The sequence below is a fragment of the Thalassospira lucentensis MCCC 1A00383 = DSM 14000 genome (assembly GCF_000421265.1).
GTDB lineage: Bacteria > Pseudomonadota > Alphaproteobacteria > Rhodospirillales > Thalassospiraceae > Thalassospira > Thalassospira lucentensis.
Genome location: NZ_ATWN01000011.1, coordinates 107441 through 120792 on the forward strand (window position 1 = coordinate 107441; position 13352 = coordinate 120792).

A 13352-nucleotide genomic window follows, 5' to 3' on the forward strand; every position below is an offset into this window, starting at 1 on the left:
CCGCAAGCTTATCGTTTGCGGGCATTTTTCGTTTACCGGCCCACGCCCCTACCCGACAGGGCAGTAGACAGGCCGTTTTTCGCGCGATAGTTTCCTCATACTATTAAACGCCATCCCCAAAACTCCTGCTAGAAACCTCATGCAATTTATTCTTTTGCTTCGCCAAGCCCCAAGGCAGCTTGCCTTTGGCGCACTGCACAGTTTCGGGTCGTCCTTTGGACAGACCTTTCTGATTGCCCTGTTTGTGCCGTTCATTTCAGCCAGCCTTGCGTTGAATGAAACGGAATTTGCCAACATCTATGCCGGTATTACGATTGGCAGTGCGCTGTGCCTGCCGGTTGTTGGGCGCTGGATCGATAAGGTCGACATCCTGTCTTACAGCTTGGCAACGATGGGGTTGTTGGCCCTTGGCTGTCTGATGATTGCCACCGCCAGCAACGTCTGGTGGCTGATTGCTGCCCTGTTTGTCTTGCGTCTGGCCGGACAGGGTTTGATGAGCCACGTCAGCATGACCGGTATTGCGCGCTATTTTACCCTCCATCGCGGACGTGCGCTTGCGATTGCCAGTTTTGGCTTTCCCCTGGCTGAGGCCATTTTGCCCGCAACCTTGCTGGCAATGATCGCGTTGTTTGGCTGGCGATATACCTATGGCGCGGCCGGGGTGTTTATCGTTCTGATCCTGATCCCGCTGGCCATCCTGCTGATCCGGTCCGATGCACGGTTTCGATCAGCACCCAGCAAAACCACACCCGAAAACCCAAAAGACTCGGCAACGCCGCACAAAACAGACAGCCTTACCGATACGGCGCAAACCGAACCAGACCAAACCAGTGCCGACACAGGTCATCCACGCCTGTTTCGCTCGGTCTATGTCTGGTTTTGCATGCCGATGCTGGCAACACCGCCACTGGTGATGACTGCGCTTTTTTTCCATCAGGGCGCAATTTCCAACCACAAGGGCATTGATCTTGGCTGGTTTGCTGCCGGTTTTACCGTATTTGCCATCACATCCGTGCTGGGTGCCTTTGGCAGCGGGCCATTGATTGACAAATATTCCGCCCGGCGCCTTTTCCCATGGCATCTGATCCCGGTGATGATCGGGGTGCTGTTGCTGTCACTGGGGACACATCCGGTGATGATTTTGGTTTATATGGGGCTGGTCGGCATCACCACCGGCTTTGCCACCACCCTTCGGACCGCCATCATCCCCGAATTGGTGCCACTTGATGAAATCGGGGCGGCGCGCAGCACATTAACCGCCATCATGGTTCTGGCATCCGCGATGGGGCCGGCGATTTATGGCTGGATGTTTGCCGCCGACATGTCGATTGAGGTGATGCTCGGACTGACAATTGGTGGCATGGCAATTGTAAGTGTGATGTCGTGGATTTCCGAACGGCCGGGCTTTTACGTGCCGCCCGGTGTTAATCCACAGGGTGCTGAGTAACCGCCGCCAAAATCAAAACTAAAATTCAGCGTCCTGACGACCGAACAAAAAAATGGCCCGGATCACAAAAGTGACCGGGCCAGTCGGGAAAACAGCGTCAAAACTTGGGAGGAAGACGCTAGATAGAAATCAGTCTCAGCTTGCGGGAGCACCTCTTGGGGAGGAAAAATCAATCAGTGCTCAACCAGCAAGGTCGCAAGTGAAGTAGATTAGGCAGCACCGCCAACGGTACCGGCCGGATGTTTCACATCCGAAACCTGATCCGAACCTTTGAACAGGTTACGGAAGAAGGAACCGACGAACTCAGCGCGGAGCTGCTGACCTTTACGTACGCCTGCTTCGATTTCGGTTGCAGAGATGTAACGGGTGGTGATTTCTTCGTAAGTGGCCATGATGACCTCCTGATATTTCGGTGTGGGCGACGACCGTGTCGCTCTCGATGAACCCAATCTAATTTTCTTTACGGGGAAAGAGAATTACCTCAATATGCACATTACTTGTGAATGAACGTCATAAATAGGATCGTCGAGATATGGATCGCGCTGCTGAAATGGAAATCTTTGTCCATGCTGTCGAGGAGGGAAGCTTTTCGGCTGCTGCCCGGACAATGCGCCTGTCGCCGTCGGCGGTTTCAAAATACATCTCGCGTCTGGAAGACCGGCTTGGCGCCCGTTTGTTGATGCGCACCACCCGTCAGCTTAGCCTGACCGAGGAAGGCCGCGCCTTTTACGAACGCGCACGCACGATCCTGACCGAGATCGAAGAAGCCGAAGAAGTCGTCACCCAGCTTTATGCCGCCCCGCGCGGCACCTTGCGGATCAACGCATCGGTTGCCTTTACCAAAATGCAGGTCGTCCCCCTGATCCCGGAATTTCTTGCGCGCTATCCCGATGTGCGCATCGAATTGACACTCGATGATAAATTCACCGATCTGGTCAACGATGGCTATGATCTGGCGATCCGCCTGTCCGCCCTTGAAGATTCATCGCTGATTGCGCGCAAATATGCGGTCAACCGCCGCATGATCGTCGCATCGCCGGAATATCTGGAAAAGAACGGCATCCCGCGCAAACCGCAAGAGTTGGAAAACCACAACTGCCTGCATCTGTCATCACGCGAAAGCTTCAATGACTGGCATTTTGATACCCCTGATGGTCATGTGTCATTCCGCGCGCAAGGGTCATTCTCGGCCAATGACGGCGATGTGCTGCACGAAGCCGTGGTTGCCGGTCTGGGTATGGCGCGTTTGGCCGAATATCTGGTGCATGAGGATATCCGGGCCGGGCGTCTGACCCCGGTTCTGACCGAATATGTGCATGATCTGGCATGGATTTCGGCGGTGTATCCGCACAAACGCCATCTGTCGCCCAAGGTCCGTGCCTTTGTTGACTTTCTGGCCGAAAAATTCACCCCGGTTCCGCCGTGGGAGCTTGGCTTCCGCGATGCCCGTGCGGTCAAAAAGAACCCGGACGGCACCCCGGACACCCGCGCCATCCAAAACAATACCGCACGGTAAGAAGCCTATATCGCAAGAAATGTGCGGTAGGTGGCAAAATCAAGCCGGAACTGAATTTCCGACGATTGGCTAAGATCATCAAGAATGCGGTTTTGCCCGGTGCGGGCGAAGCCGCATTTTTCATAAAACCGGTGGCCTGCCTCAAACCGTGTGTCTGTCCACAGCATCACGGTTTCACAGTCGGAATGCTTGTCACCAAGCCACGTCAGCGCCTTTGCCAGCAAACGCTGGGCAACGCCCTGCCCGCGACAGGATTGATCAAGATAGACCTTGTGGAGTTCGGCTTCGCGTGTCGGCGGATCATATTTGACGCCAAAACATCCCAAAATACGTCCATCACGATCCTCAGCCACCCACATCCGACCATGTGACGCCCGAAAATCATCGGCAATGGCGTCGAGTTCAGGAAATTCGCCCGCCCGATCAAACACGCAGCCGGGATACTGCGCAAACACCGCTTCAATCAGATCAGAAACACCATCCCCATCGGCATTGCGCGCCGGACGAAGAGCAAGATGTGCGATCGCACCCGCGGGTTTGGGGATAATATCAGACCCGGTCATCAGCCCAGCACCACACCCTTGGCAAGTTTGTCATAGCCACGCAGCACCGCATCTGCATCCATCACCGCCTTGCCCGGACGCTGAATACGGGTCGGGCGCAGCGCCCCGACTCCACACGCAATCGAAAGCTTGTCATCAAGGATTTCACCAACCGGCCCGGTTTGATCGGTCACCTCAGCCGCCTGCACCTTGATCCGTTCCTTACCCAGTTCAAAATAGGCCCCCGGCCATGGGGTAAAGGCGCGGATTTTACGCTCAAGCGCGCTGGCATCGTCATTGACATCAAGTTTTGCCTCGGCGCGCTCCAGCTTGGCGGCATAGGTCACGCCCTCTTCAGGTTGCTTAACCGGCTTCAAGCCCTCGCTTTGCAATTTCGCCAGCACATCGACAATCATCGTCCCGCCAAGGGTCGCCAGATCATCATGCAAACCATTGGCATAGGTTTCCGCCGTGATCGGAATTTCGCCAACTGACAGCATATCACCGGTATCCAATCCGACATCCATCTGCATGATCGTCACCCCGGTTGCAACGTCCCCGGCCAGAATGGCCCGCTGGATCGGGGCCGCCCCACGCCAGCGCGGCAACAGCGACGCATGAATGTTCAAACAGCCATATTTCGGCGCATCCAAGATCGCCTTTGGCAAAATAAGCCCATAGGCCGCAACCACCGCAACATCGAGATCAAGATCGGCAAAGGCCTGTTTTTCTGCGTCGGATTTCAACGATACCGGTGTGCGAACTTCAATGCCCTGTTCTTGCGCCCATGCATGGACCGGCGTTGGCGTTTCCTTTTGTCCACGCCCTGATGGCCGGGGCGGCTGGGAATAGACGCACACCACATCATGCCCAGCCGCCACCAGCCCCTTAAGTGCCACAAGGGCAAAATCCGGGGTTCCCATAAAGGCAATGCGCAGTTTGGTCATGTCATGCGTCCATTCATCGTCATATCGGTGGTATTTTTGATCGCTTGGCGGCAATTTGGCGCGATCACACACAAATGACAAGCCATGCCTGCGTCCACGCCCAAAATCACCCAAAACAAAAGGGCCGGAAAACCGGCCCTTCAGAATCAATCACCCAAAACGTCATACGCCATCACGCAGACTTTTTGGTCTTCTGAAGTTTCTGAACCTTTTTCAGGATCATGTTGCGTTTAAGCGCGCTCAGATAATCGGTGAACAAAACACCGTCAAGATGATCAACTTCATGCTGGATACAGGTCGACAGCAAGCCATCTGCTTCGATTTCCTGTTCTTCGCCATTTTCGTCAAGATAACGCACACCGACTTCAATTGGGCGCTCGACATCAGCATATTGGTCGGGGATCGACAGGCAACCTTCCTGATAGATCGAAGTATCCTCGGATTCCCAGATGATTTCCGGGTTGATCAGCTTCAAGGGTTCGGGCTTGTCCTTATCGTCGGACACATCCATGACCACCACGCGCTTCATTACCCCGATCTGGGGGGCGGCCAGACCGATACCCGGTGCGGCATACATGGTTTCAAGCATGTCGCTTAGAAGCTGTCTGATCTCATCATTCACCTCAGTGACCGGTTCGCACTCTTTCTTAAGGCGCGGGTCTGGAACAATAAGAATTTCACGCAGGGCCATTGGTCTGTAATCCGATTTCGAACTGATATCTAAAACTGATCCCCATCCGGGGCGTCATCTGATTATAGCGAATTTCGCGCTTCGAGATAAGGTTTCCGTGACCGCAAGTCAAGCAAACTGCCCCGCACAACACAGACATCAGCCATGTTCGATACCGGTTGGGGCATATGCCGATCACGTGATCATATTATTCCGTGTCGGTTTCGCCGTCCGGACCACCAATCAGCTCCATCTTGGTGATCTCACGCACATGGGTTTCTGACGGCAAAGGTTCTTCGATCATCCGGTCATCGGAAACGATGTGCTTTTCCTTCAATTTGCGCGCAGACACCAGTACCGAGCCTTCCAACGATCCCAATGTCTTATTGTAATGCTTCACCGTGCTTTCAAGCGATTTACCCATCGATGAGAAATGCTTGGCAAGGGCCGCCAGACGGTCATAAAGCTGCAAGCCGATTTCACTGATATCGCGCGCACTTTCCGCCAGAGCTTCTTGTCGCCAGCCGTATGACACGGCTTTCAGCAACCCAAGCAAGGTGGTCGGCGTTGCCAAAATCACCCCATCGCGGAAACTGTCCTCGATCAAGCGCGGATCGCGTTCAAGGGCGGCGGAAAAGAAGCTTTCACCGGGCAGGAACAGCACAACGAATTCCGGGCTGTCGACCGATTTCCAATAGGATTTTTTCGAAAGCTCCGAGATCACCTTACGCACGTTGGTCACATAGGTGCCCATCAAGGCTTCGCGGCGATCATCGTCATATTTTTCGTCAATCGCCTCAAGGTAGGCCGATGTCGGCGCCTTGGCATCAACGACGATGTTTTTCCCGCCCGGCAGGTGAATAACCATGTCGGGTTTTTGAACACCTTCGTCGGTATTGAAATGCACCTGTTCGTCAAAATCGCAATGCTTGAGCATCCCGGCCAGCTCAACAATACGCCGAAGCTGCAACTCACCCCATTTCCCCGAGACCGACGAACTTGAGCGTAGTGCGGAGCTTAACGTCTGGGTTTCCTTGGTCAGCTTGGTTTGCGATTGCACCAATGTGCCGACCTGCTCGCGCAGCTCGCCGTAAGCTTCCTTACGGTTTTTCTCAAGCTCGTTGACCTTGGTGTCAAACGCCTCAAGCCGCTCACGGATCGGTTTGACCATGCCGTCAATTGCCTGCTGACGCTTTTCAAGGTCGCCTTTGGCTCCTTCCTGCATGCGCGAAAAGTTTTCGCGCGCCAGCTTCATGAACTCGTCGTTATTGACCTTAAGCGCATCGGACGACAGCGCCTTGAAACTATCAAGCAACTTGATTTTGGCATCTTCAAGCATCGCAAGCTTCTCTGCTGCGGCTTCGCGTTCTTTTTCTAACGCGGTTTCAAGTTCCGATCCCTTTTCGCGCCACTGATCAAGAATAGTGCGCAGTTCTTTCATCTCGGCTTCAAGGGTGGGCACCCGGTGGGCTGTGGTTTCGGCAATGGCACGTTTTTCCGCCGCCTCGGCCAGTTTGTCGCGGGTGATCGCAAGCTCGCTTGCCAAATCACGACGTGTGGCTTCGGTTTGCTCAAGCTGCGACGAAACAAGGGCTGTGCGCGACTCTGTCTGGGCATCGGCGGCATCTTTGATGCGTTTGATCATTAATCCGCCAAATATAAGCGCCACCACAGAAGCCAAAACAGCCCCTGCGGCCAAAGATATCGGATCCATTGTCCCACCATTTCATTATCATCTGCGTTCTTTGTATCTGTTTTGTTCCGTCAAATCCACAACGCAACGTGAAAATAATCCGAAAGATCAGATGAAAATATTGTCGCACGGGCGCTGGCGAACGTCTAAAATTAGACTATATTTCAAAGACATATATGGAATATGGCTTTAGATCATTGTCCAGGGCATCCCAGCCAACACCGTTCTCATGACCACCCCGGCAAGACATGGGCGGGATACTCACCCCGGCAATCTGGCGATTTCTCGGTGAAATGCCCCCCGCCTTAAGTTGTATTCCATCAAGACCCCCGGCGCACTAGCATAGGCGCCAAGCGACAGGATCAGGTTTGCCATGACAATGGCCCGTTACGGAACGGCCAGATGTGCATAACGTTCTGACCCTGAACCGCACCGGAATATCGTATCGATCCAAGACATCTATCTGCGAGCGGGCAGGTGTCCGGTACGAACGCACAGACAACAGGAAACGAACAAGAGGCCACATATGTCTGCGAACGTTTATCCCGTCCCCGACGACATCGCAAAAAATGCCCTGATCGACAAATCCAAATACGACGCTATGTACAAGCAGTCGATTGAGGATCCGGAGGGTTTCTGGGGCGAACACGGCAAGCGCATTGACTGGATCAAACCCTACTCCACAGTCAAAAATGTCAGCTATGACGCCAACGACCTTTACATCAAATGGTATGAAGACGGCACGCTGAACGTTTCGGCCAACTGTCTTGACCGTCATCTGGAAAAACGCGGCGATCAGACCGCCATCATTTTCGAAGGCGATGACCCCAGCGTTTCCGAACATATTACCTATCGCGACCTGCATGAACGCACCTGCCGTTTCGCCAATGCGCTGAAATCGATGGGTGTAGGCAAAGGTGACCGCGTTGTCATTTATCTGCCGATGATCCCCGAAGCATCGGTTGCGATGCTGGCCTGCGCACGTATTGGCGCGATCCATTCCATCGTGTTTGGTGGCTTCTCACCCGAAGCCCTTGCCGGTCGTGTTGAAGATTGCGGCGCAAAAGTCGTGATTACATCGGACGAAGGCCTGCGTGGCGGCCGTGCGGTTCCGCTCAAACGCAACGCCGACGAGGCGCTTTCGCATCCCGGCGTGAAATCCGTTGAAAAGCTGGTTGTGGTCAAACGCACCGGCAAGGACGTCGCATGGAACGATGCGCGTGATGTCTGGTATCACGAAGCCTGTGCCGCCGCCTCGCCCGATTGCCCGCCGACCGAGGTTAATGCCGAGGACCCGCTGTTTGTTCTTTATACATCGGGCTCAACCGGCAAGCCGAAGGGTGTTTTGCACACCTCGGGCGGTTATCTTGTTTATGCGTCGATGACGCACGAGTATGTCTTTGATTATCACGAAGGCGATATTTACTGGTGCACGGCCGATGTTGGCTGGGTCACTGGCCACAGCTATATCGTCTATGGTCCGCTGGCCAATGGCGCGACGACCCTGATGTTTGAAGGTGTGCCAAGCTATCCGGACGCATCGCGTTTCTGGCAGGTTTGTGAAAAGCACAAGGTCAACATTTTCTATACCGCACCGACCGCGATCCGGGCGCTCATGCGCGAAGGCGAAAGCTGGGTCAAAAAGGCCGACCTGTCATCGCTTCGTATCCTTGGCTCGGTCGGGGAACCGATCAACCCCGAAGCATGGGAATGGTATTACGAACATGTCGGCAACCGGACCTGTCCGATTGTCGATACCTGGTGGCAGACCGAAACCGGCGGCATCCTGATTTCTCCGCTTCCCGGTGCAACCGACCTTAAACCGGGGTCGGCGACCTTGCCGTTCTTTGGCATTGAACCGGGCCTTCTTGATAACGAAGGCAACGAACTCACCGGGGCCACCGATGGCAACCTTGTGATCAAGGACAGCTGGCCGGGTCAGATGCGCACGGTCTACGGCGACCATGAACGCTTCATCCAGACCTATTTCAGCACCTTTGCCAATGCCTACACCACTGGTGATGGCGCGCGGCGCGATGACGATGGGTATTACTGGATCACAGGCCGCGTTGATGACGTGATCAACGTATCGGGTCACCGCATGGGGACGGCAGAAGTCGAAAGCGCACTTGTCGCCCATCCCAAGGTGGCAGAGGCCGCCGTGGTGGGTGTTCCCCACGACATTAAGGGTCAGGGCATCTATGCCTATGTCACGCTCAATGCCGACGAGGAACCGACCGAGGAACTCCGTGTTGAGCTGGTCAAATGGGTCCGCAAGGAAATTGGCCCGATCGCCAGCCCCGATTACCTGCAATGGTCGCCGGGCTTGCCCAAAACCCGTTCAGGCAAAATCATGCGCCGTATCCTGCGCAAGATTGCCGCCAATGAATATGATCAGCTGGGCGATACATCCACCCTTGCCGATCCGGGTGTTGTCGATGATCTGATTGATAACCGTCAGAATCGCTAGGCGCCCACACGCGACTGCTTTTGACCTGACTAAAAAGGCCTCCGCATCTTTGCGGGGGCCTTTTGCTTTTGGGGTAAACACTCACACGTCACACACCATTAAGTGAATTCGCCGGATCGACATTTTCCAATAGTCAATAATGGAACACTCATTTTAAAACCCGCCCGGGAGGACGCCGTGTCGATCCTTGCCTCGATGTCGCTACGCCGCGTGATACCAACCACCATCGCGTTTTTGGCCATCATTGCTGCTGCTACCACAGCCCTTTCAAGTTATTTGATCGCGCGAGATGCCTTAAATTCCGGGGCAACGGACAAGCTTTCTGCCTTGGTTGGTGCCCGTCAAAGCGAACTGGACGGGTATTTCAAATCCATAAAACAGGATCTGGTTCTGCAATCCTCAAGCCCGGCCTTGCGCCAATCTGTCACCATTTTCGATTTTGCGTGGTCGGAACTAGGCAGTGGGGCGATGGAAACGCTTCAGGACCTTTACATCAATCAAAATCCCAATACACCCAATCAGCGCGACATCCTTGATCAGGCACCGGACGGATCGACCTATTCCGATATCCATCGCCAGTATCACCCTTGGCTGCGACAGCTCCGCCACGAGCGGTCCTATGCCGATATCTATCTGATCAATGCCAGCGGTCATGTCCTTTACAGCGTTGCGAAAACCAGTGATTTCTCCGAAGACCTGACCAAAGACACTGCCGCCGCGTCCGGTTTAGGGCAGGCCTTTGCCCTGTCGCACGGTGCAAAACCGGGATCGGTCAGCTTTGTTGATTTCACCACTTACCAACCGGCCGACGGCGCACCATCGGCCTTCATGGCCGCTCCCATTTATGACGACGGCGCCACCAGCCTGATCGGGGTGATGGCGGTGCGTATTCCAATTGACCGGATTAACACCATTTTACAAGGTGGGCAGGGACTGGGCGAAACCGGTGACACATTCCTTGCCGGTGCCGATGGCCTGATGCGCAATGACACCCGTTTGATGGACACCCCCACCAGTTTGCAACGCGAAGTCCGCGCCCAACCGGTTGATCGTGCTTTGGCCGGTGAAACCGGCACCATGACCGTCGATGATTTTGGCGGTGACATGGTGGTATCGGCCTTTGCTCCGCTTGATATTGCCGACACGCGTCTCGCTCTTTTGGCGACGGTTGCCGCCGACGAAGTCTTTGCCCCAACCCGCAATATGCGTACCGCATCCTTGGTCATCCTGGTGATTGTCGCCCTTATTGCCACGATTGTCGGCTGGTCGCTGGGACGTGGGATTACCCGCCCGCTGACCGAGGCTGTCCGCATGATGGAGGCCCTCGCCGCAGGAAAACTTGAAACGGATATTCCGCCCACACGCAGCCAAAACGCCATTGGCCGGATCATGCAGGCCTTGGGGAACTTTAAACAAAGCCTGCTTGAAAATGACCGCCTGACCCGCCAGCGCGAAGAAGAAAACGCGCAAAAGCTCGCCCGTGCCATGGAAATTTCGCGTGCGGTTGAAATCTTCCGCAGCCGGGCGGACGAAGTGGTTACATCGTTAGGCAACGCATCCAGTTCCATGGGCAATACCGCCAATATCATGTCTGGTGCTGTTTCCGACACCACACATCTGACCGACGATGTGGTGACCATCGTTGAGCGTGCCGCCGAAAACATCAATTCGGTTGCCACTGCCGCCGCACAGCTTTCCACCTCCATCGAGGAAATTGGCGATCATGTCCGGACGTCAAACAAGATCGCCAATGGGGCGGTTGCCAAAACAGAACACAGCAACCGCCTTGTCCGAAGCCTGTCTGAAAGTACCGAAAAGATCGGGGAAGTTATTACTCTGATCAGCGACATTGCATCCCAGACCAATCTTCTTGCCCTGAACGCCACCATCGAGGCGGCCCGTGCCGGCGAGGCGGGCAAAGGCTTTGCCGTGGTTGCCAATGAGGTCAAAAACCTTGCAGCCCAGACCAGCCGCGCAACCGGTGAAATCAGCGAACAGGTTCTTGCCATTCAGGAAGCAACGCAGGAATCGGTCGTTGCCATGCAAAGCATTTCCGACGTCATGATTGAGATCAATACAATCTCGGACACTGTTGCACATGCTGTAAGCCTGCAGGGCGAAGCAACCAACAACATAGCACTGAGTGCACGTGATACGGCCCATGGCACACAGGAAGTCCTGAGCAGCATCAACGGGGTCAGTGCAGCAGCCGGTAAAAGCGAGACCGCAACATATGACGTCACCCATGCCGCACGTGAGGTCTCCATTCAGGCCGAGAACCTCCGTTCTGAAATAGATCGCTTTGTCCGTGCCATTCAGGATGATCATCGAACAGTCGTATAAATAGGGTCTGACAATGTATTTGGCACCCTGCCCCTGTGGTTGTGCTGATGCCTAAATTAGTATAGGTACAGCCCTGCTGCGACGCAGCACCTTAACGGGCAGGCACGCAGACCCGGTCGCCGACCAATATGGCCGACGGGTTGACGCCATACCGCCTGATAACATTCCAGCCCCGGGGACAGCCCCCCGAACCGAATGGGCTTGACGGAGACGGAGATTTTCTGTGAACAGCGATTTTCTTCCGCGTTTGCGGGCTGAATGGCTTGGCAATATTCGCGGCGATGTGCTTTCGGGCCTTGTGGTGGCACTTGCCCTGATCCCCGAGGCAATTGCCTTTTCAATCATTGCCGGGGTTGATCCCAAGGTCGGGCTTTATGCCTCCTTCTCAATCGCCGTGATCACCGCGATTTTTGGCGGGCGTCCGGGCATGATTTCGGCAGCGACTGCGGCCACCGCTGTTTTGATGGGCTCGCTTGTGCGTGAGCACGGGCTTGATTATCTGTTGGCGGCAACGGTTCTGGCTGGCGTGATTCAGATGGTGGCCGGCGCACTTCGCCTTGGCAGCCTGATGCGCTTTGTGTCCAAATCGGTGATGACCGGCTTTGTCAATGCGCTCGCCATTTTGATCTTCATGGCGCAGCTGCCCGAACTGACCAATGTCAGCTATATGACCTATGTGATGGTTGCCGGTGGCCTTGCGATTATTTATCTGTTCCCACGCATTACCAAGGCCATCCCGTCGCCACTGGTGTGCATTGTGGTTCTGACCTTTGTGTCGCTGGCAATTCATGCCGATGTGCGCACGGTTGGCGATATGGGCGCATTGCCCGATGCCTTCCCGGCAATCTATTTGCCCAACATTCCGCTTAACCTTGATACCTTCCTGATCATCCTGCCCTATTCGGCAGCGGTTGCCGCCGTTGGTCTTTTGGAAAGCCTGATGACCGCACAGATCGTCGATGAGTTGACCGACACATCGTCAGACCGCACGCGTGAATGTTACGGTCAGGGCATTGCCAACTTCTTCACCGGTTTCATCGGGGGCATGGCAGGCTGTGCAATGATTGGTCAGTCCGTGATCAACGTCAAATCGGGCGGTCGTGGCCGTTTATCGACCTTCCTTGCGGGTATTTATCTTCTGATCCTGATTGTGGTTCTGGGCGATCTGGTAGCGATCATTCCGATGCCGGCCCTTGTTGCCATCATGATCATGGTCTCCATCGGGACATTCAGTTGGTCATCGATCAAGGACCTCAAACACCACCCGCGCAGTTCGTCGATTGTGATGCTCGCCACCGTGATTACCGTGGTTGGTACGCACAATCTGGCGATTGGTGTTCTGGTCGGTGTGTTGCTGTCGGGTATTTTCTTTGCCTGGAAAATCGCGCAGATTTTCCGCATCACCAGCACGCTTGATGATGCTGGTGCGCACCGCACTTATGAAGTCCGTGGTCAGATTTTCTTTGCCTCGGTCGAAGACTTCACCAAGGCGTTTGATTTCCGCGAGGCGCTGGACAAAGTGACCATTGATGTCAGCCACGCGCATATCTGGGACATTTCAAGTGTTGCAGCCCTTGATATGGTCGTGCTGAAATTCCGTCGTGAAGGGGCCGAAGTCGAATTGATCGGTCTCAATGAAGCCAGCGAGACAATCGTCGATAAACTGGCCATCCATGATAAGCCCGGCGCGCTTGAACGCCTGATGGGCCACTAGGGGGAACGAT

The 13352-nt window shown here is 54.8% G+C and carries 10 protein-coding genes; 5 read left to right on the top strand and 5 right to left on the bottom strand.

What is annotated here, in order from left to right:
- The first annotated feature begins 139 nt into the window (after positions 1-139).
- The gene (locus tag K355_RS0119880) at positions 140-1447 is read left to right on the top strand and encodes an MFS transporter (RefSeq protein WP_022733919.1); all 1308 of its coding nucleotides are present in this window, start codon (positions 140-142) and stop codon (positions 1445-1447) included.
- A gap of 209 nt (positions 1448-1656) precedes the next feature.
- Here K355_RS0119880 and K355_RS0119885 read toward each other — a convergent pair whose 3' ends face one another.
- Positions 1657-1839, bottom strand: a complete 183-nt coding sequence (locus K355_RS0119885; RefSeq protein WP_022733920.1) for a hypothetical protein — start codon at positions 1837-1839, stop codon at positions 1657-1659.
- A 140-nt stretch (positions 1840-1979) separates the two neighbouring features.
- Between K355_RS0119885 and K355_RS0119890 the strand changes: the two genes are divergently transcribed.
- Positions 1980-2963, top strand: a complete 984-nt coding sequence (locus K355_RS0119890; protein WP_022733921.1) for a LysR family transcriptional regulator — start codon at positions 1980-1982, stop codon at positions 2961-2963.
- 5 nt (positions 2964-2968) lie between these two features.
- Here K355_RS0119890 and K355_RS0119895 read toward each other — a convergent pair whose 3' ends face one another.
- The 4 genes from K355_RS0119895 to K355_RS0119910 all read right to left on the bottom strand — a co-directional run bounded on the left by K355_RS0119895 (position 2969) and on the right by K355_RS0119910 (position 6836).
- Positions 2969-3526, bottom strand: a complete 558-nt coding sequence (locus K355_RS0119895; protein WP_022733922.1) for a GNAT family N-acetyltransferase — start codon at positions 3524-3526, stop codon at positions 2969-2971.
- Positions 3526-4452 carry a methionyl-tRNA formyltransferase gene (gene fmt / locus K355_RS0119900; RefSeq protein ID WP_033369176.1) on the bottom strand — a complete coding sequence of 309 codons (927 nt, stop codon included), beginning with the start codon at positions 4450-4452 and terminating at the stop codon, positions 3526-3528. The genes K355_RS0119895 and fmt overlap by 1 nt, the downstream gene beginning before the upstream one ends.
- 172 nt (positions 4453-4624) lie before the next feature.
- Positions 4625-5143, bottom strand: coding sequence for a peptide deformylase (gene def, locus K355_RS0119905; protein WP_022733924.1), 519 nt, complete (start codon positions 5141-5143; stop codon positions 4625-4627).
- Between the two features lie 187 nt (positions 5144-5330).
- Positions 5331-6836, bottom strand: a complete 1506-nt coding sequence (locus K355_RS0119910; protein ID WP_022733925.1) for a DNA recombination protein RmuC — start codon at positions 6834-6836, stop codon at positions 5331-5333.
- Between the two features lie 505 nt (positions 6837-7341).
- On the opposite strand from K355_RS0119910, the gene acs reads away from it, so the two are divergent.
- The 3 genes from acs to K355_RS0119925 all read left to right on the top strand — a co-directional run bounded on the left by acs (position 7342) and on the right by K355_RS0119925 (position 13342).
- A complete protein-coding gene (acs, locus tag K355_RS0119915) occupies positions 7342-9285 on the top strand; it encodes an acetate--CoA ligase (protein ID WP_022733926.1) in 1944 nt (647 codons plus the stop codon).
- A gap of 177 nt (positions 9286-9462) precedes the next feature.
- Positions 9463-11628, top strand: coding sequence for a methyl-accepting chemotaxis protein (locus K355_RS0119920; protein WP_022733927.1), 2166 nt, complete (start codon positions 9463-9465; stop codon positions 11626-11628).
- A gap of 223 nt (positions 11629-11851) precedes the next feature.
- Positions 11852-13342 (top strand): SulP family inorganic anion transporter, encoded by a 1491-nt coding sequence (locus tag K355_RS0119925; RefSeq protein WP_022733928.1) that lies wholly within the window; start codon positions 11852-11854, stop codon positions 13340-13342.
- The last annotated feature ends 10 nt before the right edge of the window (positions 13343-13352 follow it).